General features: G+C 69.4%; 20 protein-coding genes and 1 riboswitch. Of the genes, 11 read left to right on the top strand and 9 right to left on the bottom strand.

Translation table 11 applies throughout. The annotated features are described in order from the left end of the window. Positions 1 to 372: 372 nt before the first annotated feature. On the top strand, positions 373 to 2,079 hold the full coding sequence (locus tag ACFWBB_RS03325; RefSeq protein WP_385266279.1) for a globin domain-containing protein: 1,707 nt from the start codon (positions 373 to 375) through the stop codon (positions 2,077 to 2,079). 69 nt (positions 2,080 to 2,148) lie between these two features. On the opposite strand, the gene ACFWBB_RS03320 is transcribed toward ACFWBB_RS03325, so the two are convergent. From ACFWBB_RS03320 to ACFWBB_RS03300, 5 genes are all read right to left on the bottom strand, one after another. After that, positions 2,149 to 2,631: an NUDIX domain-containing protein gene (locus tag ACFWBB_RS03320; protein ID WP_385266277.1), complete on the bottom strand. Its 483-nt coding sequence runs from the start codon at positions 2,629 to 2,631 to the stop codon at positions 2,149 to 2,151. Positions 2,632 to 2,720: 89 nt separating this feature from the next. Next, complete coding sequence (locus ACFWBB_RS03315) at positions 2,721 to 3,626, bottom strand: LysR family transcriptional regulator (protein WP_385266275.1); 906 nt, start codon at positions 3,624 to 3,626, stop codon at positions 2,721 to 2,723. A 229-nt stretch (positions 3,627 to 3,855) separates the two neighbouring features. Beyond that, positions 3,856 to 5,010: a cystathionine gamma-lyase gene (locus tag ACFWBB_RS03310; protein WP_385266273.1), complete on the bottom strand. Its 1,155-nt coding sequence runs from the start codon at positions 5,008 to 5,010 to the stop codon at positions 3,856 to 3,858. Then, entirely contained in the window at positions 5,007 to 5,549 is a 543-nt protein-coding gene (locus tag ACFWBB_RS03305) for a low molecular weight protein-tyrosine-phosphatase (protein ID WP_385266271.1), read from the bottom strand. The genes ACFWBB_RS03310 and ACFWBB_RS03305 overlap by 4 nt, the downstream gene beginning before the upstream one ends. 7 nt (positions 5,550 to 5,556) lie before the next feature. After that, entirely contained in the window at positions 5,557 to 5,934 is a 378-nt protein-coding gene (locus ACFWBB_RS03300; protein WP_385266269.1) for a phage holin family protein, read from the bottom strand. A gap of 58 nt (positions 5,935 to 5,992) precedes the next feature. Here ACFWBB_RS03300 and ACFWBB_RS03295 point away from each other — a divergent pair, with 58 nt between their 5' ends. From ACFWBB_RS03295 to ACFWBB_RS03280, 4 genes are all read left to right on the top strand, one after another. Then, entirely contained in the window at positions 5,993 to 6,310 is a 318-nt protein-coding gene (locus ACFWBB_RS03295) for a cupin domain-containing protein (RefSeq protein WP_385266266.1), read from the top strand. A 213-nt stretch (positions 6,311 to 6,523) separates the two neighbouring features. Then, positions 6,524 to 6,736: a DUF5326 family protein gene (locus ACFWBB_RS03290; protein ID WP_385266264.1), complete on the top strand. Its 213-nt coding sequence runs from the start codon at positions 6,524 to 6,526 to the stop codon at positions 6,734 to 6,736. Between the two features lie 204 nt (positions 6,737 to 6,940). After that, positions 6,941 to 7,798, top strand: a complete 858-nt coding sequence (locus tag ACFWBB_RS03285; RefSeq protein WP_385266261.1) for an IclR family transcriptional regulator — start codon at positions 6,941 to 6,943, stop codon at positions 7,796 to 7,798. A 100-nt stretch (positions 7,799 to 7,898) separates the two neighbouring features. Continuing rightward, the gene (locus tag ACFWBB_RS03280) at positions 7,899 to 8,345 is read left to right on the top strand and encodes an SsgA family sporulation/cell division regulator (RefSeq protein WP_385266258.1); all 447 of its coding nucleotides are present in this window, start codon (positions 7,899 to 7,901) and stop codon (positions 8,343 to 8,345) included. A 160-nt stretch (positions 8,346 to 8,505) separates the two neighbouring features. On the opposite strand, the gene ACFWBB_RS03275 is transcribed toward ACFWBB_RS03280, so the two are convergent. Further along, positions 8,506 to 9,882, bottom strand: coding sequence for a YibE/F family protein (locus ACFWBB_RS03275; protein ID WP_385266256.1), 1,377 nt, complete (start codon positions 9,880 to 9,882; stop codon positions 8,506 to 8,508). Positions 9,883 to 10,665: 783 nt separating this feature from the next. Continuing rightward, a riboswitch (TPP riboswitch) is annotated at positions 10,666 to 10,855 on the top strand. Between ACFWBB_RS03275 and thiC the strand changes: the two genes are divergently transcribed. Beyond that, positions 10,848 to 12,674 carry a phosphomethylpyrimidine synthase ThiC gene (gene thiC, locus ACFWBB_RS03270; protein ID WP_385266253.1) on the top strand — a complete coding sequence of 609 codons (1,827 nt, stop codon included), beginning with the start codon at positions 10,848 to 10,850 and terminating at the stop codon, positions 12,672 to 12,674. Its footprint overlaps the riboswitch before it by 8 nt. A gap of 185 nt (positions 12,675 to 12,859) precedes the next feature. Then, on the top strand, positions 12,860 to 14,341 hold the full coding sequence (locus tag ACFWBB_RS03265; protein ID WP_385266251.1) for a VWA domain-containing protein: 1,482 nt from the start codon (positions 12,860 to 12,862) through the stop codon (positions 14,339 to 14,341). Between the two features lie 176 nt (positions 14,342 to 14,517). On the opposite strand, the gene ACFWBB_RS03260 is transcribed toward ACFWBB_RS03265, so the two are convergent. From ACFWBB_RS03260 to ACFWBB_RS03250, 3 genes are all read right to left on the bottom strand, one after another. Further along, a complete protein-coding gene (locus tag ACFWBB_RS03260; RefSeq protein WP_385266249.1) occupies positions 14,518 to 15,393 on the bottom strand; it encodes a hypothetical protein in 876 nt (291 codons plus the stop codon). A 192-nt stretch (positions 15,394 to 15,585) separates the two neighbouring features. Continuing rightward, positions 15,586 to 16,674: a metallophosphoesterase gene (locus ACFWBB_RS03255; protein WP_385266247.1), complete on the bottom strand. Its 1,089-nt coding sequence runs from the start codon at positions 16,672 to 16,674 to the stop codon at positions 15,586 to 15,588. Positions 16,675 to 17,320: 646 nt separating this feature from the next. Then, complete coding sequence (locus ACFWBB_RS03250) at positions 17,321 to 18,433, bottom strand: LacI family DNA-binding transcriptional regulator (RefSeq protein WP_385266245.1); 1,113 nt, start codon at positions 18,431 to 18,433, stop codon at positions 17,321 to 17,323. A 414-nt stretch (positions 18,434 to 18,847) separates the two neighbouring features. Here ACFWBB_RS03250 and hisC point away from each other — a divergent pair, with 414 nt between their 5' ends. From hisC to cydD, 4 genes are all read left to right on the top strand, one after another. Then, positions 18,848 to 19,927, top strand: a complete 1,080-nt coding sequence (gene hisC / locus ACFWBB_RS03245; RefSeq protein ID WP_385266242.1) for a histidinol-phosphate transaminase — start codon at positions 18,848 to 18,850, stop codon at positions 19,925 to 19,927. Positions 19,928 to 20,092: 165 nt separating this feature from the next. Further along, entirely contained in the window at positions 20,093 to 21,601 is a 1,509-nt protein-coding gene (locus ACFWBB_RS03240; RefSeq protein WP_385266240.1) for a cytochrome ubiquinol oxidase subunit I, read from the top strand. Positions 21,602 to 21,621: 20 nt separating this feature from the next. Further along, positions 21,622 to 22,626: a cytochrome d ubiquinol oxidase subunit II gene (cydB, locus tag ACFWBB_RS03235; protein ID WP_385266238.1), complete on the top strand. Its 1,005-nt coding sequence runs from the start codon at positions 21,622 to 21,624 to the stop codon at positions 22,624 to 22,626. 93 nt (positions 22,627 to 22,719) lie between these two features. Next, the gene (cydD, locus tag ACFWBB_RS03230; RefSeq protein WP_385266236.1) at positions 22,720 to 26,211 is read left to right on the top strand and encodes a thiol reductant ABC exporter subunit CydD; all 3,492 of its coding nucleotides are present in this window, start codon (positions 22,720 to 22,722) and stop codon (positions 26,209 to 26,211) included. Positions 26,212 to 26,398: the final 187 nt, after the last annotated feature.

Genomic DNA, 26,398 nt, shown 5'->3' with positions numbered 1-26,398 from the left:
ACCCAAGCGGTGGGCGGCGGCCGGTATGGTCGACTCCGGTTCGCTTCCGGGACGAAGTCGCGAGACGCGGTGCGCGCATTTCGCACGGCCGGGAACTAGGCAATGCAGCCTAACGGGACGGAGGTGTCGAAGACCCGCATTTCCGGTGATCCGACCGAGGTGCCCGTTCAGGGTGGGACGCTGCGGTGGGAGCGCCACATCACCCCGGCCAAGCGCCCTTTTGTATATACCTGCGAGGGCCGACTGCGGACGGACCGCGCCTGTGCCGGTCGTGGAACCGAACGGAAAACAAGCCGTCTGCGGAGGAAGCAGGCACCTTCCGATCCGGGAAGTGCGCAGACCTACCGAAAGATGTTCGAGGCGAGGCACACCATGGACGCTCCGACCAGCAGGTCGGCCGACAACGGCACGTCCGGCGGCGGGGACGGATGGTTCACACCGCACAAGCAGCCGGAGCCGGCTGGTGGGCAGGGGGCTTCCGAGGGCCGTCGTCTGGCCGCGCTGCGCCCGGTGGGCCGGAAGACGGTCGACGCCCACGAAGGCCCGCCCCATGGTGGCAGCACGGACGCCCGGCGCCGCACAGAGCCGGACCTGTCGGCCCGCGATGCGTCGGCAGTTCCTGCGAGCGCACCGCCCCAGTCGCCGACCTGGCCGGGATCCCTCGACGAGGTCCCGCCCTCCGTCGAGACACCCGCCTCCGGGCAGCCCCGGACACCGGCCTCATCCGAACGACCCGCCCCACCCGAACCACCGGCCCTGTCCGGAGGGCAGGCCCCTTCCGAGGCACCCGACGCCCTTCGGAGCCACCCGGAACCTCAGGTACCTGCTCAGCGGCAGGCATCTGCCGAGCTCGGCACAACCGCCCGGCAGGCACCAGCAGCGCCCAGCTCGTCCGTGCAGCGGTTCGCAGCCGCGCCCGTCGACTCCCACGTGCCCGTTCAGTGGTCCGCGCCCCTCAGGGACGCGTCTCCCGACGCCGTCCTCGTCCGGCGCACCATGGCCGAGGTGGCCCCGGTGGCCGACAAGGTCACGTCGTACTTCTACGCGCTGCTCTTCGTCCGCCACCCCGACCTGCGTTCGCTCTTCCCGCCCGCGATGGACGCCCAACGGGACCGGCTCCTCAAGGCACTGCTCACGGCCGCCGAACACATCGACAACCGCGCGGTCCTTGTCGCATACCTCCGAAACCTCGGCCGCGGTCACCGCAAGTACGGCACGCGCGCCGAGCACTATCCGGCCGTCGGGGAGTGCCTCATCGGCGCGCTGAGCAAGTACGCGGACACCATGTGGAGCGCCGAGACGGAAGCAGCCTGGGTCCGGACTTACACCACGATCTCCCAGGTCATGATCGACGCGGCGGCCGCGGACGAGCTGCGCGCACCGGCCTGGTGGTACGCGGAGGTCGTCACACACGACCGCAGAAGGCCGGACGTGGCGATCCTCACCGTCCGCCCCAACCAGCCCTACCCCTTCCTCGCCGGGCAGTACGCGAGCCTGGAGACGCCGTGGTGGCCGCGGATCTGGCGGCACTACTCCTTCGCCTCCACTCCGCGGTCCGACGGTCTGCTGGTGTTCCACGTGAAGGCCGTGCCCGCGGGCTGGGTCTCCAACGCCCTGGTGCACCGCGCCCGGCCGGGAGACGTCGTCCGGCTCGGGCCGCCGGCCGGTTCGATGACCGTCGACCACACCAGAGACAGCGGACTGCTCTGCCTGGGCGGCGGCACCGGCATAGCCCCCATCAAGGCGCTGGTCGAGGACGTCGCCGAGCACGGCACGCGACGCCCGGTCGAGGTGTTCTACGGCGCGCGCAGCGACCACGATCTGTACGACATCGACACGATGCTCCGGCTCCAGCGGTCCCACCCCTGGCTGGAGGTCCGTCCGGTGGTCGACCGGCACGGTCACCTCCAGCTGCCTTATGCGATACGCGCCTTCGGGCCCTGGGCCGAGTACGACGCGTATGTCTCCGGTCCGCCCGGCATGATCCGCAGTGGGGTGGACGCCCTGCGGGGTGCCGGAATCCCCTCAAAGCGCATACGTCACGACTCGGTCGAGGAACTCGTCGCCGCCTACAGCTGATCCGGCCCTCCTAGAACATTCCGGAGCGGGCCCGGAGGGGCTGGGCTCCGAAGGACCGGGCTCCGGACCTCAGCCGAGGTCGGGTGCGTGCATGGCGCGGACGCCCTCGATGTTGCCGTCGAGGTAGTGCCGCAGCGACAGCGGTACGAGGTGGACGGACGCGATCCCGACCCGGGTGAACGGCACGCGGACGATCTCGTACTCGCCGGCGGGTTCCTCGATCTCGGGGCCGTGCCGCAGGGCCGGGTCCATGGATTCCAGGCGGCAGACGAAGAAGTGCTGCACCTTCACCCCGGTCGCACCCCCGTCCTCACCGATGTGCTCGACGGTGTCGACGAAGCAGGGCACCACATCGGCGATCTTGGCGCCCAGTTCCTCGTACACCTCGCGGTGCAGGGCGTCCACGACGGTCGTGTCATCCGGTTCGACCCCACCACCGGGCGTGACCCAGTAGGGATCCACACCGGGCTTGGTGCGCTTGATCAGGATCAGATGGTCGCCGTCCAGCAGAACGGCTCGTGCGGTGCGCTTGACCACGGGTCGGACGGTCATGGGAGAAATGTGGCCCGGTTGGTTCCACGTGAAACATCGCGAATTGTCACCGGGCGGGCTCATCGCGTGACAATGCTCCAAAATACGTGTCAGTACCAAGCGCCGGCCGACGCCAACAGCCACTCGTGCGCTCGCGCGACATGCGGCATCGCCAGCGTCCCGGTGCGCACCACCAGGACGTAGGTCCGTAGCGGCGGCACGGCCGGCTCGTGCAGTGCGACAACGTCACCGCGCTCGAGAGCGGCAGCGCACAGATAGCGCGGCAGGACCGCCAGACCGGCGCCCGCGACGGCACAGGCGAGGACCGCGCGCAGGTCGGGAACGATGACGGTGCCCGAGGCGGCGGGGCGGGAGTCGAAGACGGAGGCCCAGTAGCGGGAGACCAGGGGCAGCGACTCGTGGACCTCGACGACCGGGAGGTTCTCCAGCGCGGACGCGCCCCTGCGGCACGGTTTCCCGGAGTCGATCCGCTCGTCCCAATGAGGGGCGGCTACCAGGACGTGTTCCTCGTCGCACAGCGGAGTGGCGGTGAGCAGTGCCCCGCGCGGCCGAGCCGTGCTGATGGCCAGGTCGTGGTGGCCGGCGGCCAGGCCCTCCAGGACCTCCTCGGCGGTTCCGAAGGAGGCACGCAGGGTGAATCCCTGTCCGCCGCCGTCGGACAGCCGAGTGAGCGCGGGAAGGGCCCGCTCGGCGGTGAATTCGGGGGGACCGGCGACGTGCAGCGTCCGCACGGCGGACTCGTCGTCGAGGCCGGTCTCGGCGATCTCCACCAGGGCGTCGAGATGGGGTGCGGCCTTGTGCGCGAGTTCGTCGCCGATGCTCGTCGGTGTCACGCCACGGGCCTGCCGAAGGAACAGTGGTCGGCCCAGCTGCCGCTCCAGCGTGCGGATCTGCGAGGTGACGGCCGGCTGGGACAGTCCCAGCAGGGCGGCGGCGCGAGTGAAGGAGCCGGCCCGGTGCACGGTCACGAAGGTGCGCAGCAAGGCCAGATCCATGGAGCGTCCTCCCGTTTCCCTGCCTTTCTTCCAGCTCCGAGGCAGGGCCCAACTATAAATAAGTCGATAGGTCTCTGTCGCTACTGTGATTGGACACTGACACAGAGTCAACTAGCCTTGTGCGCGCGGTTCTTCGTGTGCAGAACCGAGGACGGTCCGAGCCACGAGGGGGGAGGCTCGGACCGTCCGTTGTAGGTGACGGGACCCCTGCCGGGGTTCCCTGAGGCGGTCACCGCGCCGACTCCTTCAGCGCGTGCAGCACATCCGCCACCAGATCCTCGGGATCCTCGGCACCGACGGACAGCCGGATGAAGCCCTCCGGCACCGCGTCCCCGCCCCAGCGCCCGCGCCGCTCCGCGGTGGAGCGCACTCCGCCGAAACTCGTCGCGTCCTCCACGAGCCGCAGTTTCTCGAGGAAACGCTCGGCACGCGCACGCGTGGACAGCGTGAAGGAGAGCACGCAGCCGTAGCGACGCATCTGCCGTGAGGCCACCTTGTGCGAGGGATCGTCCGGCAGCCCCGGGTACCGCAGCCCGGTCACCTCGGGCCTCCCCCGCAGTGCCTCGGCGAGCGCCATGGCGGTGGCGTTCTGGCGGTCGACACGCATCTGGAGCGTGGCGATCGACCGGTGCGCGAGCCAGGCCTCCATGGGGCCGGGAATCGCCCCGACGATCTTGCGCCAGCGCCGTACGGCTGTCATCGGTTCGCCGGCCCGCCCGGTGACGTAGCCGAGGAGGACGTCACCGTGGCCCGTGAGCTGCTTGGTACCGCTGGCCACCGAGAAGTCGGCGCCGAGGTCCAGCGGACGCTGTCCGAGCGGGGTGGCGAGCGTGTTGTCCACGGCCACCAGGGCGCCACGCGTGTGTGCCGCCTCGACGAGCCGCCTGATGTCGCACACATCGAGCCCGGGATTCGAGGGCGACTCGATCCACAGCAGCTTCGCGCCGTCCAGGACGTCCAGTTGGGCGTCGCCGCCGGTCGGCGCGGTGCGTACCTCGATGCCGTACGCCTCCAACTGCGCACGCACCAGGGGCAGTGCCTGGTAGCCGTCGTCGGGCAGCACGACGGTGTCCCCGGCCCGCAGCTGCGAGAACAGCACTGACGAGATCGCGGCCATGCCGGAGGCGAAGACAAGCGTCTCGACGCCTTCCCGGCCCGGCGCCTCGAGCTCGCCGATGGCCCGCTCGAGGTGGGTCCAGGTCGGGTTCTCGTCGCGGCCGTAGGTGTACGGGCCGGTCGGCTCGCCCGGCAGGTGGAAGTGCGCAGCGAACACCGGCCCGGGGAGGGTCGGCTCGTGCTTCACCGGCTCGGGCAACCCCGCCCGCACCGCGCGCGTGCCCTCGCCGGGGCCTCCGGGAAGCTCTCCCTCGGTGAATTCGTTCATGTCGCTCGTCCTTCCACGTCGTCACGTACGGCGGCGAGCAGACCGGCGCTCGCCTCCTCCACCATCTCAAGGCACTCCTCGAAGCCGATCCGGCCCCCGTAGTAGGGGTCGGGTACGTCCAGGTCGCCGCAGTCCGGACTGGAAGGGACCGGCGGCGCACTCGTCGAGGAGCGGTGGGAGGGCGAGGAGCGGGCGTACGAACGCAGCAGCCGTACCTTCGCCGCGTCCTCCTCGGTGGGTGCGAGGAGGCGCAGGGCCTCGAGATGGCCGGAGTCGAGGGCTATGACGAGGTCGAGGCGGGCGAACCAGGACGGCTCGAAGCGCCGGGCCGTGTGGTCGAGGGTGTATCCGTGCTCCTCCAGGACGGAGAGTGCGCGCGGATCGGCGTTCTCGCCCTCGTGCCAGTCGCCCGTGCCGGCGCTGTCGACCTTGATCAGCCCGTCGAGGCCGGCGTCGTCCACGCGCGCACGGAAGACCGACTCGGCCATCGGCGAGCGGCAGATGTTGCCCGTGCAGACGAAGCAGACGCGGTAGGTCATCGAGGGCTCAGTCGCCGTCGGGCATGACGACGTTGAGTGCCCAGGAGACGACGGAGATGATCAGACCGCCCAGCACCGCGGTCCAGAAGCCCTCCACGTGGAAGCTCAGGTCGAGTTTGTCGGCCAGCCACGAGGTCAGCAGCAGCATCAGGGCGTTGACCACCAGGGTGATCAGTCCCAGCGTGAGGATGAACAGGGGAAAGGTCAGCACCTTCACGATCGGCTTGACCATGAAGTTCACCACGCCGAAAAGCAGTGCGACGACTATGAGGGTGCCGACCTTCTTGCCCGTGCTGTCACCGGTCAGGGTGATCTTGTCGAGCAGCCAGACGGCGACCGCCAGGGCGCCTGCGTTGGCGATCGTCTTGACTACGAAATTCTTCATGTGTCTGATCGTGGCAGAGAGATCGCGAACGAGCACCGGACGAGGGCGGACAAGGTCGATGAAGGCATTCCGATTGGATGAACTGGAGGCGGAGCGAGCCGCCAACGACGGTGCCTACCTGCAGTTCCTGCGTGAGCGGAACATGTCGGTCGGGCTGTACGCGCTGGACGCGGGCGCCCATGATCCACAGAACCCGCACAACCAGGACGAGGTGTACTTCGTCGTGAGCGGGCGCGCCTCGATCACCGTCGGCCTGGAGACCACGCAGGTGGCGCGCGGCAGCGTGGTCTACGTCCCGGCCGGGGTCGCTCACAAGTTCCATCACATCAGCGAGGACCTGCGGGTGCTGGTCGTGTTCTCGCCGCCCGAGGGCTGAACCGCTCCGTGCGGCGCGTCTCCGTGCGTAGCTTCTCCGACTGCCGGTTGACCAGGAGTCTCGGGGTTCCCTAGGGGATCGGTCAGGGGAGGACAAGGGATCAGAGGCCCCCGTTGGCACCCCCTTCGGCCCTAGCATCGACGGCAGGACATCGAAACGCTCCGGCCCGACAACGGCGCCGGACATCGACCGAAGAGGATGAGGACAAGGGCGATGCAAGAGATCTTCGCGGGACTGCCGTGGTGGGTGAAGTGGGTCGCGGTGCCGGTCATCGCGCTGGTCGTGTTCGGCGGCCTGATAGCCAGCGTCGTCGGGTTCGTGATCGGGCTGCTCTTCAAGTTGCTGGTCTTCGTGGCGCTTGTCGGCGGACTGGTCTACGTCGTAAGGAAGTTCACGTCGAGTTCCTCGTCGCGCAGCGACTGGTGAGCGGTGCGGGCGGCCGGTGATCGGTAACAGCAGTCGCCGGTTCCCTCGGCCGGGGGAAGTTTCCCTGACAGTCCGTCTGCAAGCGGTGGCAGGCGGTTAAAGTCCGGAACTCGTCGCGGGGACGACCCCCGCGAGTGGCGTACTCCCCCCTCCCGTGTTCCCCGCACGGACCGCCCCCCTCGCGCTTCGGAGTGACCCTTGGTCATGGTTGACACCGCATCCGCAGAACCGTACGCACCCCCCACCCGGCCGCCTACCTCCACACCTCCGCTGCAACGCCCGCCGAACACGACCACCCCCGAGCATCCGCACCCCGCGGCCACTCTGATCGGCTCGGTCCAGCGCGCCATGCGCCTGCTGGAATCCGTCGCGGAGCACGAGTACGGGGCTCCGGCCAAACAACTCGCCCGCGAGACCGGTCTCGCGCTGCCCACGGCCTACCACCTGCTGCGCACCCTCGTACACGAGGGCTATCTGCGACGGGACAAAGGGCTGTTCTTCCTCGGTGAGGCGGCGGAGCGGCTCGGCACGAGTGGAGCGGCGCAGAAACGTCGCAGCACGGTTGCCGACACCCTCGCCCAATGGCGCGATTCCATCGGTGTCCCCGTGTACTACGCCAGATACCGCGACGGCGAGATCGAGATCATGTGCGTCTCCGACACTCCCGGTAATCCGGCGGTCGAGGAGTGGGCCGACTTCCGGGAGACCGGACACGCGCACGCCATCGGCCAGTGCCTGCTCTCCCAGCTGGACGAGGACGCCCGTCGCGACCACCTGGACCGCTACCCGGTGCAGTCGATCACTCCGTACACCGTGCGTGACAACCACCTTCTGCTGCGGCGCCTGGAGCGGATGCCGCGTATGGAACCGGTGGTCGAGCGCCAGGAGTATGCGGTGGGCACGGTGTGCGCGGCCATCCCGATCACCGTGGGGACCACAGCGGCCACGATGGCGATCTCCCTCCCCGCCCATCACGCCCATCGGCTGCTGCCCGCGGCCCGGCAACTGCAGAGCGAGGTCGGACGGCTCCTGGGATCGTTGGCGATCTCTATCAGTATCTGAAAACTCACTCCTTGTGATCTGTTGTGTACGTTCAGCAAGATGCGTGCAGTGTCAGACGGTCCATTCCCGGCCAGTCGGCGGCAAATGACGAGGTAAGGCGATGCGCGAGTCCGTACAGGCAGTACAGGCAGAGGTCATGATGAGCTTCCTCGTGTCCGAGGAGCTCTCGTTCCGCATCCCGGTGGAGCTGGGTTACGAGTCGTGCGATCCGTACGCCGTGCGACTCACCTTCCATCTGCCCGGTGATGCCCCGGTGACCTGGACCTTCGGGCGCGAGCTGCTCATCGACGGGGTGGGCAGGCCGTGCGGCGAAGGGGACGTCCGCGTCTCGCCGGTGGATCCCGACGTGCTGGGGGAGGTCCTGATCCGGCTTCAGGTCGGCGGTGACCAGGCGCTGTTCCGCTCCTCGGCGGCTCCGCTGGTGGCCTTCCTCGATCGCACCGACAAGCTGGTTCCGCTGGGCCAGGAGGGTGCTCTCGCCGACTTCGACGCGTACTTGGACGAGGCGCTGGACCGGATCCTGGCCGAGGAGCAGAGCGCCGGCTGACGTGACTGCGGTGAGTGGAGGCGATCGGTGGCGGAACGCTTCGCCACGGTGGGCATTGTGCAGGAACGCTTCTTCCCTACCGGGAGAAGTGAGGGACACGCCCGAGTCGGCCGGTGTTCTCGGCACTCGGGCGCCCCCTCGCCTCCGCGCTTGCGCCAGCTCAGCGCTTGCGCCGCTTCCCACGGCCGCCCCGTGCCTGGGCGGTGCCCGAGGCCGTCGTTCCCACCGAAGCAGCGGGAATCACTTCCGGGGCCGTCGCGGGTGCCTTACCGGAGCTCGGCCGGTCGGCGGACACCACCAGGGCCGCCAGAACCGTGGTGACGGGTACGGAGGCGACCAGGCCGATCGAGCCCACCAGCGTGCGCACGATCTCCTCGGCGACCAGCTCGCTGTTGGCGACGGCACCCACGCTGCTCTGCGCGATCGAGAAGAGCAGTAGCAGCGGCAGTGCGGCACCGGCGTAGGCGAGGACGAGTGTGTTGACCACGGAGGCGATGTGGTCGCGCCCGATGCGGATGCCGGCCCGGTACAGGCCGCGCCAACCCATCGCGGGGTTGGCCTCGTGCAGTTCCCAGACCGCCGAGGTCTGCGTGACCGTCACGTCGTCGAGGACGCCGAGCGAGCCGATGATGATCCCGGCGAGCAGCAGACCGCTCATGTCGATCGACGGGTACAGGCCATGGATCAGGCCGGTGTTGTCGTCCGTGTTGCCGGTCAGCGCGGCCCAGTCGATGAACAGCGAGCCGAGGATGCCGATCAGCAGCAGCGAGATCAGGGTGCCGAGCACCGCGACGGAGGTGCGGGCCGAGAGGCCGTGACAGAGATAGAGGGCGATCAGCATGATGGCGCTCGACCCCACCACTGCCACGACCAGAGGGTTCGACCCCTGGAGGATCGCGGGCAGGACGAAGAAGTTCAGCACCATGAAGCTGATGGCCAGCGCGACCAGCGCCATGACGCCCCGAAGCCGCCCGACGACCACGACGGCGACCGCGAAGATGAGGGCCAGGACCGTCATGGGGATCCGACGGTTCACGTCGGTGACCGAGTACTGGAGGTCCTTCGGCGCGGAGGGCTCGTAGGCGACCACGACCTTCTCGTCCTGCTCCAACTGCCGTGACTGGTCCGGCTGGACGATCTCGGTGAACGTACGGCCCTTGTCGCTGCCGGTGTCCACGCGGATCGTGGCCCGCTTGCAGGTGCCGCTCGCCTGCTGCTGTGCGGAGGACCCCTCGGCCGTGGAGGTGTCGCCGGTGGGAGCGTCGCCCGAGGCGTTCACCGACGCACAGTTCACGCTCACGACCTTGGTGACCGTGGCCTGCTGGGTCTGCCGGTCGAACCCGACTCCGGTGCGCTCGTGCGCCGGCGCTCCACCGGGCCACAGCACCACGAGGCCCACCAGCACCGCGGCACCGAACGGGATGAGGATGGCCGCGATGACCTTGCGCAGGTGCCGGGAGACGGGGGCGGCCGGGCCGTGACTGTGGCTGTGACCGTGTGAAGGTCCGTGCCCGCTACCTGAACCTGCGCCGTGCATGTCCCCCGGGCCATCGCCGTGACCGCCGTGACCGCCGCCGCTGTGACCGTCGCCGTGATCCTCGCCGTGACCGCCGGCGTGCCCCTTCCCGCGCCTCTCACCGGGGCCGCCACCATGACCACCGTCGAGGTTCTGCCCATGACCGACTTTGCGGTCAAAGCCATATCCGTCGCCAGGGCCAGAATTGGGGTCAGGGTTGGGGCCAGGACGGGCGCCGACACCAGGAGCAAGGCCAGGCTCAGCTCCATGACGGGGGCCAGAGCCGCCGTAGCCCCGCCCGCGCGCGGGCCCGGTTCCGTACACCTGCCCGGTCCCGTATCCCTGGTCATTTCCGGATCCTTGCCCGGTCCCGTATCCCGGATCGTTCGCAGGCCCTTGCCCGCGTCCGTAACCTCCGCTGTTCCCTGGCGCTGGCGCTGGCGCTGGCCCGGTCCCCGGCCCTGACGCCGACATCGGCCCCGCCCCGTCACCGGAGCGGGCACGCTGCCCGCTGGGAGTTCCGGCGCGCCTCAGGCCGCCGAGACCACCGGCGTATCCAGGTCCGTGGCCGGGGCCCCGCTGGTGGTCGTGACCGTTGCCGAAGTCGCGGTCGCCTCCGGGGCCGTTGCCGGGTCCGTCGCCATTGCCATTGCCGTCGCCACTGCCGTTGTTGGCGCCAAGGCGACGGGGCGGCTCGGGAGGTGGGTACGGGGGCTGGTGTGTGGTGGTCACCGACCGATCATCGCAAGAACGACACGAGCCCTCTGTTCACCGCGCCAGAATTGGCGCTAGCGTGGAGGCAACCTTTGCACACGCGGGAGCTCGGAGCACCGGGCTGAGAGGGCGCTGACCTTCGTCTTCGCGATGTTTCACGTGGAACGTCTCTCCTATGGAGTGATGTTTCACATGAAACATCGGCAGACGGTAGCCGCTGCGTCGACCGCCGAACCTGTTACCGGGTAATGCCGGCGTAGGGAGTAGGTCTCATGACCAACAAGGACGCACGCACGCCTGCCTTCACGCAGAACGCGACCAGCGAAAGCGCGGTCGACGTGAACGAATCGGGGGCCAGGAAGTCCGTCGGCTGGCACAAGGGGTACGTCGAGGGCGCTCGTCCCGACGTGCGGGTGCCGGTCCGTCAGGTGCATCTCACCAACGGGCAGTCGGTCACCCTGTACGACACCTCCGGCCCGTATACCGATCCACTCGCCAGCACCGACGTCCGCAGGGGCCTGTCGCCGCTGCGTGAGAACTGGATCATCGCCCGCGGAGACACGGAGGAGTACGCGGGCCGTCCCGTCCGTCCCGAGGACGACGGCGTCAAGCACACCTCACCGCGCGGTGGTCTGCGCAACCTCGACGCGGTCTTTCCGGGTCGGCCGCGTCTGCCGCGCCGCAGTCGGGACGGCGGGGCGGTGACCCAACTCGCGTATGCGCGCCGGGGGGAGATCACACCCGAGATGGAATTCGTGGCCCTCCGGGAGAATGTTTCTCCTGAGGTGGTTCGCGAGGAGATCGCGGCAGGCCGCGCCGTGTTGCCGGCCAACGTCAACCACCCGGAGATCGAGCCGATGATCATCGGCAAGCGGTTCCTGGTGAAGGTCAACGCCAACATCGGCAACTCGGCGGTGACGTCCTCCATCGAGGAGGAGGTCGAGAAGATGACCTGGGCCACCCGATGGGGCGCCGACACGGTCATGGACCTGTCGACCGGCCGCAACATCCACACCACCCGTGAATGGGTGCTGCGCAACTCCCCCGTTCCCATCGGCACGGTACCGCTTTACCAGGCGCTGGAGAAGGTCGACGGCCGCGCCGAGGAACTGACCTGGGAAATCTACAAGGACACCGTCATCGAGCAGGCCGAGCAGGGCGTGGACTACATGACGGTGCACGCCGGTGTCCGCCTCGCGTACGTCCCGCTCACCGCGAACCGTAAGACCGGCATCGTGTCGCGCGGTGGTTCGATCATGGCGGCCTGGTGCCTCGCGCACCACAAGGAGTCGTTCCTCTACGAGAACTTCGAGGAGCTCTGCGAGATCCTCGCCGCCTACGACGTGACGTACTCGCTGGGCGACGGCTTGCGGCCGGGGTCCATCTCGGACGCCAACGACGCAGCGCAGTTCGCGGAGTTGAGGACACTCGGGGAACTCAACCGGATCGCGAAGCGTTTCCATGTTCAGACGATGATCGAAGGCCCGGGACATGTCCCGATGCACAAGATCAAGGAGAACATCGACCTTCAGCAGGAGATCTGTGATGAAGCTCCGTTCTATACGCTCGGCCCGCTGACGACGGACGTCGCGCCGGCGTACGACCACATCACCTCCGGTATCGGTGCCGCGATGATCGCCTGGTGGGGCACGGCCATGCTCTGCTACGTCACGCCCAAGGAGCATCTGGGCCTGCCCAACCGGGATGACGTCAAGACCGGCGTCATCACCTACAAGATCGCCGCCCACGCAGCCGACCTCGCCAAGGGGCATCCCGGTGCGCAGGATTGGGACGACGCGCTGTCCGACGCCCGTTTCGAGTTCCGCTGGGAGGACCAGTTCAACCTCGCTCTCGATCCGGACACGGCACGGGAGTTCCACGACGAGACCCTCCCGGCGGAGCCGGCGAAGACGGCACACTTCTGCTCGATGTGCGGGCCGAAGTTCTGCTCGATGAAGATCAGCCAGAGCATCAACGAGCGGTTCGGCAGCGGGGCGGCCGCCGGGGCCTCGGCGGAGGAGATCGCCGAGGGCATGTTGGAGAAGTCGAAGGAGTTCGCGGCGAGCGGAAACCGGGTGTACCTGCCGCTGGCCGACTGACGAGTCCGGATCGGCGCTGTTCCCATCGGTGCTGTTCCCATCGGTGCTGTCCCACCAGGTTCGACACCTGGGGACAGCGCCCTGGGCGGCCCGTCAGCGAGGGTAAGACACAGCGGTATCGCGATCAGGCGGAGTGTCGTGCTCGTTCGGTTGCCCTCGGGCGTCGGCTCGGCAGACTTGCCTCCATGACAGCGCGATCCATGAGCAAGGGTGCCAATCTGCCGGTCGACGTGCCGGGCGTACTGGTCGAACTCAGCTGGGCCGAGGAGGTCGACGGACCGGACATCGATGCCTCGGCGCTGCTGCTGGCCCAGGACGGACGGGTTCGTGACGACGGGGACTTCGTCTTCTACAACCAGCCGCTGCACGCGTCCGGCGCCGTGCGACACCTCGGCAAGCGGAGCGATGCCGGCGTCGCGACCGACACGGTCCAGGTGGACCTCCGCTCGCTGGAAGGCGCGATCACGCGTGTGGTGGTGTGCGCGTCGGCCGACGGCGGCACCTTCGGTCAGGTGAGGGGTCTGACGCTGAGACTGCTCGGCACGGGCGGACGCTCCGAAGTGGCGCGCTTCGAGATGCGGGCCGATACGGAGACGGCGTTCATCGCCGGTGAGCTGTACCTGCGCGAGGGGCGCTGGAAGTTCCGGGCCGTCGGGCAGGGATACGCCTCAGGGCTGGCCGGGGTCGCCACGGATTTCGGGATCACGGTCGACGAAGGGCCGGAGGAGGCGACCGTGCCACGGAACCAACCGCCTCTCACCCCGCCGCCGGGCACCCCACCGTACACATCCACGCGCGCCCCATCGGCGCCACCGCCACCCACCCGGCCCACCATCGCCCCACCCCCGATCACTCCACCGCCCGTCACCCCACCTGCGATCAGCCGACCGTCCGGTCCCCGTCCGTCCAAGGGGGAGGAGCAGCTGCCTGTCGACATGCGCAAGCGGCTGTCTCTGCGCAAGGAGCAGGTGGCCGTCAGCCTGAGCAAGCGCGGAGCGGTGGGGATCAGCGCGCGCGTGGTGCTCGTCCTCGACGCCTCCGGGTCCATGTCGTTCCTGTACTCGCGCGGAGTGGTGGCGGACGTCGTGGAGCGTATGGCGGCGGTGGCGGCCCAACTCGACGACGACGGAGAGATGCAGGCCTGGACGTTCGCCAGCGAGGCCGCGCGCCTCCCCGACCTGCGGCTGGGCGAGCTCCCCGATTGGCTGCGGCTGCATGTGCGGGTGGGCGAGATCAGTCTGTTCCGGCGCAGCAGGAAGCCCCGCAAGGGGATGGAACCCGGGCAGGTCGACATGCGCACGGTCGGCATCCAGAACGAGGAGCAGAAGGCGATTGCCCAGGTCAGAACATATGTGAGGGAGAATCCGACGGCCGCTCCCACGCTGGTGCTGTTCTTCTCCGACGGAGGGGTCCACCGCGACGCGGCGATCGAGCGGGAGCTGCGGGCGGCGGTCGAGGAGCCGATCTTCTGGCAGTTCGTGGGGCTCGGCCGGTCCGACTACGGAGTCCTGGAACGGTTCGACACGCTTCCTGGGCGCCGCGTCGACAACGTGGGGTTCTTCTCCGTGGACGACATCACCACCGTCCCGGACCAGGAGCTCTACGACCGGCTGCTGTCGGAGTTCCCCAGTTGGATCACTGCAGCGGGCCGGGCAGGAATCCTCTGACCGGCGTACAACCACAGCCGCACGGCGGCCCACCACGACCCATCCCGTGACTCCGAGCAGCACAGCGCAGCACTGGCACCCAGGCCACCCGGCGTGGGCGTACGCCGTACAGCGAGGCCGTACGGCGTACGGCTTGCGCTGTCCCGGCGGGGTCGACGGGGGCGCAAGCCGAGTGCCTATTCCGGCTGGTGCTCCGGGCCGCCGAAGTCCGGGCTGGTGTAGTCCGGACTGCTGAAGCTCGGGCGCGGGCCTGTCGAGCGGCCGTCGTCCGGGCTGCTGAAGCCCGGACGGTCATAGCCGATCTTCGGGAGGCGGCCGGTGGGAGCCGGTGGGGTGGGGTCGGTGTGCAGGGCGGTCGCCGTGCCGGGATCGGCGAGGGCCTCCCGGAGGAACGGCAGGATGCCGCGTTCCAGCAGGGCTTCTCGCCAGGCTTCCCTGGCCTGGTCGACCTCCTCGCTCAGTTCGCTGTACGGTCCGGCCTCCAGGGAGGGCCGGTTGCGCAGGGCGGTGAGCAGCAGCGCGACGGTGGCGACAAGGATCGCGGCCACGGCCACGGCCCCGAACGTCCAGCCGGCGGCGAGCATGGTCCGGGCGAACGCCTGCTCGGGGTCGAGCACCCTGAGTATGTAGCCGACGAGCAGGAAGATCATCGCGGCGGTCCCGGCGAGAACGGGGGTGAGGACGGCGGCGACGGCGCCCGCCCCGGCGGCTTCGGCGGCCTGGGCCGCCTCCCCCACGGTGGTGGCGAGCCCCAGCGCGGCCGCGCCGGGCTCCGCGGAGCCCGTCTCGGACGTGGACGAAGGCGTGGACGGCGCGGGGTGGCGCAGTTCCTCGCGGACCTTGACGTAGTGCTGGTACTCGGCCGCCGCGGCCACCGTGATGAGCGCGGAGGCGTTGAGCGCCATGGTGCGCAGTTGTTCGGGGTTGAGCCGCTGTCCGACAGCAGCCAGTTCCGGGTGGTGTGGGGCGGAGCGCAGCGCCTCGTCGAGGATCCGCTCGTACTCCTGGCGGTCCTCGCTGTTCAGGTGCTGCGGAACGCTGTTCATCTGCATCCCCCGATGCTCCGTAGGGCTTGGGGCTCGCATGCCAACGAGCCGTCGGGCAGAAACGGAGGGGAGCCTGCTACGGATAACCCGATGGTAGAGCGGCGACGGCATGGGGTGACAGGGGGTTTGCCGAAATTGGCCCCTGGCCTGCGGTGTCGCCGACCGGTCCGAAGTGGGGAACTTCTGCCCCGGGAACGCTCAGACTTCCAGGGGCAGTTGCTGGACCAGCAGCTTTCCGGCCATCGTCACGCCGCCGTCCATCGCGATGGCCAGCCCGTCCGCGTAGAGGTGCGGTCCCTCGACGTGCGGACCGCCACTGTCTTCGCCCTCTTCGGAGCCGACTTCGCCCAGCAGGTAGGGAATCGGGCTGTGGCCGTGAACGATACGGGTGCCGCCGTACGTATCGAGCAGGGAGCGCACGGCGTCGGCGCCGCCCTCGTCGCGGAAGGAGAAGCGCTTGGTGAACTTGCGGAACAGGTCCCACACCTCGTCCGCGTCGTTGCGCGTGATCGTCTCGCGGACGGTGTCGTTGACCGCCTCGATCGAGTCGCCGTAGTCGAGGTAGGCGGTGGTGTCGGAGTGGACGAGCAGATGGCCGTCGACCTCCTCGACGGCGTCGAGGCGGGCCATCCACTGCAGGTGGTGGTCCTGGAGACGGTCCATGTCGTACTTCTGGCCGCCGTTCAGCAGCCAGGCCGCCTGGAAGGTGGCGGTGCCCGCGCCGGAGTTGACGGGCGTGTCACCGAAGCGCTTGGCGCCGAGCAGCAGCAGTTCGTGGTTGCCCATGAGGGCCTTGCAGTATCCGCCGGCCGCGGCGGCTTCGGCGGACAGCCGCATGACGAGGTCGATGACCCCGATGCCGTCCGGGCCACGGTCGGTGAAGTCGCCGAGGAACCACAGCCGGGCCGTGCCCGCGCACCAGTTGGCGGCGGAGTCGACCAGGCCCTTCTCCTGGAGTGCGGCCACCAGTTCGTCGAGGTAGCCGTGTACGTCACCGACGACGAACAGGGGTCCCGGGCCGGCCGCGGGCAGCGGGGCCTGGGCGGTCGCCGGGTCCACGGCCACCTGAAGGGTGTCGCCGCGCCGGTTGATGACGGGCAGGTCGCGCTGGGTGGGCGTGTAGCCGTCCGGATGCTCCAGCGGCTCCTCCACGAGGGGCGGCACGGCATTGCCGGGGTCTGTGCCGTGGTCGTACGGACCGGTCTCGTTGACGTACGCGGGCACCCGGAAGTCGCGCAACGTCGCCGTACGCTCCACTTCGGGTCCCTGACCGGCCCCCTGAGTCATCAGACCCCTCCACCATCGCGCCGCATCTGCACCCTTCGGGCTGCCTGGTCGCAGCGGCCCGCGGTGCCGTGCGCCCATCATAGGAATGCGGATCGTGCCGTGTGACGACCCAGGGGTGGTGAATCGGAGCAAGGCTCCAGTTCATCGCGGCTTTCGCCCCGATTGGGCCGGGCTTCGGCAGTCCGCTCTCACCCCGCGCACGCCCTGGCGACACCCGCACACTGCCCCCGTCGTCTGCTCGGCCGGATGGGCCGGGCCACGACATCGACCGCGGAAAGGGTGATTTCGGTGGGCCGCGGGAGGATGACGAGACGGCTGGAGCGCGTGGGGCCAGCGGGGCGACCGGGTCCGCTGGGGTGATTGGTCTCAAGGTGATGGCAGATGCCTCCCAGCGCCGCCGGAAACCGCCCGTACGTGACTCCCGCCGACTCGCGTTGACGCCCACGCCCCTTCAGGCCGCCCCAGCCGCCACGAGGGGATCGCATCCTCCCCCTCCGCAACTACGACAGGGCAAGCCGCCCAAGCCGTGGCCACAAGCCGCGCGAGCCACAAGGCGCAAAGCCGCGCGAGCCACAAGCCGCGAGCCGCCGCTCCCGACGATCCGCGCCATGGCATGGGCGGGGGTCGTGGCGAGCGGCGGCTCGGGTTACTTCTCCTCCGGCGCCCGTGGCGGGCTGACCGTGGTCCGAGGGGGGCGTCGTTGGGAAGAGGTTCGTACGAAAAGCTCGGTCGGTATGACCTGCTCGACCGGACGGTCCGTTTCTTCGCCCTCGATCGCGTCGATGAGGAGTTGGATCACCGCCGTGCCGATGCGGCGCGGCTTCAGCGAGAGGGTCGTGACGGGCGGCTCGGTGTTGGCGTACACCGCGGACTCGCTGCAGCACACGACCAGGAGGTCCTCGGGGACGCGCAGCCCGTAGCGGCGGGCCGCGGCGAGCAGGTCGGTGCCGTTGGGGTCGAACAGTCCGTAGACGGCGTCCGGGCGGTCGGGGCGGGCCAGCAGCCGGTCGGCGGCCACGGCGCCCGCACACGGGTCGTGCGCGGGGTAGGCCTCGTAGACCGGGTCCTGGCCGACCCGCTCGCACCACCGCAGGTACGCGCTGGTCGACAGGTGTGTGTAGGTGTCGGTGGTGGTGCCTGTGAGCAGGCCGATACGGCGGGCGCCGGCGTCGGCCAGGTGGTCGAGGATGTCGAGGACGGCGGCCTCATGGTCGTTGTCCACCCACGCGGTGACCGGGAGCGAGCCGGCCGGGCGGCCGTCGGAGACGACCGGTAAACCCTGCCGGACGAGCTCGCTGACCACCGGATCCTGGTCGGAGGGGTCGATGACGACCGTGCCGTCCAGGGCGACGTTGGACCACACGTCGTGGCGTGAGGTCGCGGGGAGGATCACGAGCGCGTAGCCGCGGGCCAGCGCGGCCGACGTGGCGGCGCGCGCCATCTCCGCGAAGTACGCGAATTCGGTGAAGGTGAAAGGTTCATCCCCGTAGGTCGTCACGGTCAGGCCGATGAGGCCCGACTTGCCGGTACGGAGGGTTCGGGCCGCCGCCGAGGGGCGGTAGCCGAGTCGGTCGGCGACCTCGCGGACATGGCGGCGGGTGGCGTCCGGAAGCCTGCCCTTGCCGTTGAGGGCGTCGGAGACGGTCGTGATGGAGACTCCGGCGGCGGCGGCCACGTCCCTGATACCCGCCCGGCCCGGCCGGCTGCCTCGGCGTGAGGTTTCCGCGCGGCTCACCTGGTGCTTCCCTGCTGCTGTCATGGCGAGCCGATAGTAGGGCTCATTAGGTGGGGTAGGGCGGACGCATATGCACGCGTTGACAGGCACGTTTCTGCAAGGTTGAAAGGGGTCAATTACCTTGGAAGTAAAGGCAGTTGATGGTTTTCATGCCAGGACGTGGCGTGTCGGCACGGATGAGCCTGTCGCGACACCGATGTTTCGAAGAGGTCTCAACTCACCTGCACGAGCGATGCGCGCCACGGAGTGCACTACCGGCGCGTAGATATATGTGCAGCGCGCCCCCTGGCGCGTACGCCTTCGTGCGGCTTCGTCCGCAGAAGTCGGGGAGCTCCCGCCGTTTCGGAGCGGCGGCCCCTGCTCGCCTGTACGCAGCCGCGCCGAATCCTCATAAGGTGAGCAGTATTGAAGCCGGTGGTGGTCACGAGGAGGACTGCGGTGAGCGAGACGAGCCCCAAGCTGCGCGCCGAGCTGGAGGGGATCCCCACCTACAAGCCGGGCAAGCCGGCCGCGGGCGGTGGTCCGGTGGCCTACAAGCTGTCCTCCAACGAGAACCCCTATCCGCCGCTGCCCGGCGTGATGGAGACGGTGACGGCGGCGGCCGCGTCCTTCAACCGCTATCCGGACCTGGCCTGCACGCTTCTGATCAACGAGCTGTCCGAGCGGTTCGGCGTCCCCGCCTCCCACCTGGCCACGGGCACCGGTTCGGTCGGTGTCGCCCAGCAGCTCGTCCAGGCGACGGCGGGCCCCGGCGACGAGGTGATCTACGCCTGGCGGTCCTTCGAGGCCTATCCGATCATCACGCAGATCAACGGCGCGAAGGCCGTGCAGGTGCCGCTCACGGCGGGGGATGTGCACGACCTTGACGCGATGGCCGACGCGATCACCGAGCGGACCCGGCTGATCTTCGTCTGCAACCCCAACAACCCCACGGGCACCGTGGTGAAGCGGGCGGAGCTCGAGCAGTTCCTCGACCGGGTGCCGCGTGACGTGCTGGTCGTGCTCGACGAGGCGTACCGGGAGTTCATCCGCGATCCCGAGGTGCCGGACGGCGTGGAGCTGTACCGGAAGCGGCGCAACGTCTGTGTCCTGCGGACCTTCTCCAAGGCCTACGGCCTCGCCGGCTTGCGCGTCGGCTTCGCCATCGCCCATGAGCCGGTGGCGGAGGCGCTGCGCAAGACGGCGGTGCCGTTCGGCGTGAGCCAGCTCGCGCAGGAGGCCGCGATCGCCTCGCTGCGCGCCGAGGACGCGCTGCTCGGCCGGGTCGGTTCCCTGGTGTGCGAGCGCCTCCGGGTGGTCGAGGGGCTGCGTGCGCAGGGCTGGACGGTGCCCGAGACCCAGGCCAACTTCGTATGGCTGCGGCTGGGCGAGCACACGGTCTCCTTCGCCGCAGCGTGCGAGCAGGCCGGCGTCGTGGTGCGGCCGTTCCCGGGCGAGGGCGTGCGGGTGACGGTCGGGGAGAACGAGGCCAACGACATCTTCCTGAAGGTCGCGGAAGGGTTCCACAAGGAGCTGTAGCCAGGCGCCGGCACCGGTTTGCGCTGGTCGAGGGCGGTCAAAGGGGGGTTCCCGCGGGTAGCGGGGACCCCCCTTCGCCTGTCGAAAATCGGTGCGGCATACTTGCTTGTGAATGTGAACGCTTTCACAAGCGTGATCCACGAGCGTGAGGTAAGGAGTGACGACGTGGACCTGGCTCTGGCGCCGGAGACACTGGCGCGCTGGCAGTTCGGCATCACCACCGTCTACCACTTCCTCTTCGTGCCCCTGACGATCTCCCTCGCGGCCCTCACCGCCGGGCTGCAGACCGCCTGGGTGCGCACGGAGAACGAGAAGTACCTCAGGGCGACGAAGTTCTGGGGCAAGCTCTTCCTGATCAACATCGCGATGGGTGTGGTCACCGGCATCGTGCAGGAGTTCCAGTTCGGCATGAACTGGTCCGACTACTCACGCTTCGTCGGTGACGTCTTCGGTGCCCCGCTGGCCTTCGAGGCCCTGATCGCCTTCTTCTTCGAGTCCACCTTCATCGGCCTGTGGATCTTCGGCTGGGACAAGCTGCCGAAGAAGATCCACCTGGCCTGCATCTGGATGGTCTCGATCGGCACCATCCTGTCGGCCTACTTCATCCTCGCGGCCAACTCGTGGATGCAGCACCCCGTCGGCTACCGGATCAACAAGGAGAAGGGCCGGGCCGAGCTCACCGACTTCTGGGCTGTGCTGACCCAGAACACCGCGCTCAGCCAGGTCTTCCACACCATGTCCGCGGCCTTCCTCACCGGTGGCGCCTTCATGGTCGGCATCGCCGCCTTCCATCTCTACCGCAAGAAGCACATACCGGTGATGAAGACCTCGCTGCGGCTGGGCCTGATCACCGTGGTCATCGCCGGCCTGCTCACCGCCATCAGCGGTGACACCCTCGGCAAGGTCATGTTCAAGCAGCAGCCGATGAAGATGGCCGCCGCCGAGGCTCTGTGGGACGGCGAGGCGCCCGCGCCGTTCTCGGTCTTCGCCTACGGAGACGTCGAGAAGGGGCACAACAAGGTTGCCATCGAGATCCCGGGCCTGCTGTCCTTCCTCGCGAACGACGACTTCAGCTCCTACGTCCCGGGCATCAACGACGTGAACAAGGCCGAACAGGACAAGTACGGTCCCGGTGACTACCGGCCCAACATCCCCGTCGCCTACTGGGGCTTCCGCTGGATGATCGGCTTCGGGATGTCGTCCTTCGCTCTCGGCCTGGCCGGCCTGTGGCTCACCCGCAAGAAGTTCCTGCTGCCGCAGCACCTGAGGGTCGGCGAGGACGAGGTCCCGCACGTGGTGCTGTTCCGGAACAAGGCGCTCAGCCCCAAGCTCACCAAGCTCTACTGGCTGGCGGCGATCTGGACCCTGGGCTTCCCGCTGATCGCCAACTCCTGGGGCTGGATATTCACCGAGATGGGCCGTCAGCCCTGGGCCGTCTACGGCGTCCTCCAGACCCGTGACGCGGTCTCCCCCGGGGTCTCCCAGGGCGAGATCCTCACGTCGATGATCGTCTTTACGGCGCTCTACGCGATCCTCGCCGTCATCGAGGTCAAGCTGATGGTCAAGTACGTGAAGGCCGGCCCGCCCGAGCTCACCGAGGCCGATCTCAACCCGCCCACGAAGATCGGCGGCGACTCCCGGGACGCCGACAAGCCGATGGCCTTCTCCTACTAGGCCGAGGGAGCTGCACAGTCATGGAACTTCACGACGTCTGGTTCGTCCTGATCGCCGTCCTGTGGACCGGCTACTTCTTCCTGGAGGGCTTCGACTTCGGGGTCGGCATCCTCACCAGGCTGCTCGCCCGCGACAGGCCCGAACGGCGAGTGCTCATCAACACCATCGGGCCCGTCTGGGACGGCAACGAGGTGTGGCTGCTGACGGCGGGCGGTGCGACCTTCGCCGCCTTCCCCGAGTGGTATGCCACGCTCTTCTCCGGCTTCTATCTGCCCCTGCTGCTCATCCTGGTCTGCCTGATCGTGCGGGGCGTCGCCTTCGAGTACCGGGTGAAGCGGCCCGAGGAGAACTGGCAGCGCAACTGGGAGACCGCGATCTTCTGGACCTCGCTCCTTCCCGCGTTCCTCTGGGGCGTCGCCTTCGGCAACATCGTCGGGGGCGTCAAGATCGACCAGAACTTCGAGTACGTGGGCAACGTCTGGGACCTGCTCAACCCGTACGCGCTGCTCGGCGGTCTGGTGACCCTGACGCTGTTCACCTTCCACGGAGCGGTGTTCACGGCTCTCAAGACCGTCGGTGAGATCCGGCAGCGGGCGCGGAAACTGGCACTGAAGGTGGGGCTCGTGACCGCCGTGCTCGCCCTGGTCTTCCTGCTGTGGACGCAGATCGACAGCGGTGATGCCAAGAGTCTGGTCGCGCTGGTCGTGGCGGTCGGGGCCCTGATCGCGGCGCTCGTGGCGAACCAGGCGGGGCGTGAGGGATGGTCGTTCGCGCTCTCCGGCGTCACCATCGTGGCCGCCGTGGCGATGCTCTTCCTGACGCTCTTTCCGAACGTCATGCCGTCCACGCTGAACGAGAACTGGAGCCTCACGGTCGCCAACGCCTCGTCGAGCCCGTACACCCTGAAGATCATGACCTGGTGTGCGGGGATCGCCACGCCGCTCGTGCTGCTCTACCAGAGTTGGACGTACTGGGTGTTCCGCAAGCGGATCGGTACACAGCACATTGCCGAGGCCGCGCACTGAGTCCGATGCGGGGTGTGTTTCACGTGAAACACACCCCCTGAGGAGAGAGCGTGTTTCACGTGAAACATGCTCTTTGAGAAGAGGGTGTTTCACGTGAAACCGATCGACCCGCGCCTCCTCCGGTACGCCCGCGCCACCCGCCTCTTCCTGGTGGCGATCGTCGGCCTGGGTGTCGTCGGAGCGGTCCTGGTCATCGCGCAGGCGATGCTCATCGCCGAGGCCGTGGTGGGCGCCTTCCAGGACGGCCTGTCCATCGCCGAACTACGCACCCCGCTGCTTCTGTTGGTGGCCGTGGCGGTCGGCCGTGCGCTGGTCGCCTGGCTCACCGAACTCGCCGCGCACCGCGCGAGTGCCGCGGTGAAGTCGGAGCTGCGGCGGCGGCTGGTGGAGCGGGCCACCGCTCTGGGGCCGAACTGGCTCAGTGGTCGGCGCACCGGTTCGCTGGTCGCTCTCGCCACGCGGGGCGTGGACGCCCTCGACGACTACTTCTCCCGCTACCTGCCGCAGTTGGGGCTGGCGGTGGTCGTACCGGTCGCGGTGCTCGCGCGGATCGTGACCGAGGACTGGGTGTCCGCCGCGATCATCGTCGGCACCCTGCCCCTGATCCCGGTCTTCATGGTGCTGATCGGCTGGGCCACGCAGTCGCGCATGGACCGGCAGTGGCGGCTGCTGTCCCGGCTGTCCGGACACTTCCTCGACGTCGTCGCCGGGCTGCCCACGCTCAAGGTGTTCGGCCGGGCCAAGGCGCAGGCCGAGTCGATCCGGCGCATCACCGGCGAGTACCGGCAGGCGACCATGCGCACACTGCGGATCGCCTTCATCTCGTCGTTCGCGCTGGAGTTGCTGTCGACGCTCTCGGTTGCCCTGGTGGCCGTGACGATCGGCATGCGGCTCGTGCACGGCGAGATGGACCTGTACGTCGGCCTGGTGATTCTCGTGCTCGCGCCCGAGGCGTATCTCCCACTGCGGCAGGTCGGGGCGCAGTATCACGCGGCCGCCGAAGGGCTGGCCGCCGCCGAGGAGATCTTCGAGGTGCTGGAGACGCCGGCACCGCAGTCGGGCAGGGTCCCGGTGGCCGAGGGAGGGCTGACCTTCGAGGACGTGACCGTGCGCTACCCCGGACGGTCCGCCGACGCCGTCAGGAACGTGTCGTTCACCGTCGAAGCCGGTGAGACGGTCGCGCTCGTCGGACCGAGCGGCGCGGGCAAGTCGACCCTGCTGAACGCACTGCTGGGGTTCGTGCGGCCGGTCGATGGCCGGGTGCTGGCCGGGGGAGTCGACCTCATGGCGGCTGACCTGGAGCAGTGGCGGTCCCGGGTCGCGTGGGTGCCGCAGCGCCCGCACCTGTACGCAGGGACGATCGACGAAAACGTACGGCTGGCGCGCCCCGGCGCCGACGACGCGGCCGTACGCCGGGCGCTGGCGGACGCGGGGGCGCTGGAGTTCGTCGAGGCACTGCCCGCCGGGGCCGACACCGTGCTCGGCGAGGACGGTGCCGGGCTGTCCGCAGGGCAGCGGCAGCGGCTGGCGCTGGCCAGGGCGTTTCTGGCGGACCGCCCCGTGCTGCTGCTGGACGAGCCGACGGCAGCCCTCGACGGTGAGACCGAGGCGGAGGTGGTGGCGGCCGTGCGGCGCCTCGCGGCCGGTCGGACGGTCCTGTTGGTCGTGCACCGGCCGGCCCTGCTGGCCGTGGCGGACCGCGTGGTGCGGCTGACCGAGGCCGAGGCGCACCCACCCGTGGAGTCCACGCCCAGGGAGGCTCCCGCCCCGCCGGAAGAGACGGCGGCGGCCCTGCCCTCCGCCGGGGAGTCCGGGACGGGGTCCGTCGCGGCCGACGGCGGCGTCCTCGCCCGGGTGCGCGCCATGGCCGGTCCCCGACGCGGCCGGCTCGCCCTCGCGCTGCTGCTCGGCAGCCTCGCGCTCGGCAGTGCCGTGGGTCTCATGGCCACCTCCGGATGGCTCATCTCGCGGGCCTCCCAGCAGCCGCCGGTGCTGTACCTGATGGTGGCCGTGACGGCGACCCGCGCCTTCGGTATCGGGCGGGCGGTCTTCCGTTACGCGGAGCGGCTCGTGTCGCACGACGTCGTGCTGCGGATGCTGGCCGACACCCGGGTCGCCGTCTACCGGCGGCTGGAGCGGCTGGCGCCCGCCGGACTGCGCTCGGCCCGTCGGGGCGACCTGTTGACGCGGTTGGTCGCCGACGTGGACGCCCTCCAGGACTACTGGCTGCGCTGGCTGCTGCCCGCAGGTTCCGCCGTCGTCGTCTCTGCCGGGTCCGTCGCCTTCACGGCGTGGCTGCTGCCCGAGGCCGGCGCGGTGCTCGCCGCCGGGCTGCTGGCGGCCGGGGTGGGCGTTCCCCTGGTCACCGGTGCCGTGGCGCGCCGGGCCGAGCACCGGCTCGCGCCGGCCCGGGGAGTGCTGGCCACCCGCACGGCCGACCTGCTCGGCGGTACCGCCGAACTGACCGTCGCGGGAGCGCTGCCCGCCCGTACCGCGGGGGTGCGGGCGGCCGACTCCGTACTCACCCGGATCGCCTCGCGCGCCGCGACCGCCACCGCCCTGGGGGACGGGCTGACCGCGCTCGTCTCCGGACTGACCGTGACGGCAGCCGCCCTTGTGGGCGCCCAGGCGGTCGCCGGCGGACGGCTGGGCGGCGTGACCATGGCGGTGGTCGTGCTCACCCCGCTGGCCGCCTTCGAGGCTGTCCTGGGTCTTCCCCTGGCCGTGCAGTACCGCCAGCGGGTGCGCAGGAGCGCGGAGCGGGTGTACGAGGTCCTGGACTCCCCCGCGCCCGTCCGTGAGCCGGAGAAGCCGCGCCAGGCACCCACGTCACCCTTCCCGCTGGTCCTGAGCGGGCTGGCCGCACGGCACGCCGGGCAGGACAGGGACGCACTGACCGGAGTCGGCCTCACCCTGACGCAGGGCCGCCGGATCGCCGTCGTCGGACCCTCCGGCTCCGGCAAGACCACGCTCGCGCAGGTGCTGTTGCGCTTCCTGGACGCCGGTGCGGGCTCGTACACGGTCGGCGGGGTGGACGCGTACGCCCTGGACGGTGACGACGTACGCCGGCTCGTCGGGCTGTGCGCGCAGGACGCGCACCTCTTCGACAGCTCGGTCCGCGAGAACCTGCTGCTCGCGAAGAAGGGGGCGAGCGAGGAGGAGCTGCGGGACGCGCTGGCGCGAGCGCGGCTGCTGGAGTGGGCCGACGGACTGCCGGACGGGCTCGACACGCTCGTGGGCGAGCACGGGGCCCGGCTGTCCGGCGGACAGCGGCAGCGGCTCGCGCTGGCCAGGGCACTGCTCGCCGACTTCCCCGTCCTGGTGCTCGACGAGCCGGCCGAGCATCTGGACCTCCCTACCGCCGACGCCCTCACCGAGGACCTGCTCGCCGCCACCGAGGGCCGTACGACCTTGCTCATCACCCATCGGCTGGCCGGTCTCGAGGCCGTCGACGAGGTGGTCGTGCTGGACGGGGGACGGGTCGTGCAGCGGGGTTCGTACGCGGCGTTGGTGGCCGAGGAGGGGCCGTTGCGGGAGATGGCCGAGCGGGAGCAGGCCGCGGAGCTGCTGGTGGGGGCGCGGTGACCGCCGAGCCCGATCCGACCCGCGTCATAGACCTCGCCGCGGCCCTTCGGAAGGCCCTGCCCCACGCCTCCCGGCATGCGGAGCAGCCGCCGGCTGAAGCTCTGCGCGTCCACCCGACCTCATCGGGCACAGGATGTCGGGTCCGCCGGATGGCTGCCGCCTAGCGTGGTGATCGCAACAGCGGAAG

This window comes from Streptomyces sp. NPDC060000, from assembly GCF_042737375.1.
Taxonomy (GTDB): domain Bacteria; phylum Actinomycetota; class Actinomycetes; order Streptomycetales; family Streptomycetaceae; genus Streptomyces.
The sequence above is the reverse complement of the archived record's forward strand: the minus strand, read 5'-3'. Positions and strand labels throughout refer to the sequence as shown.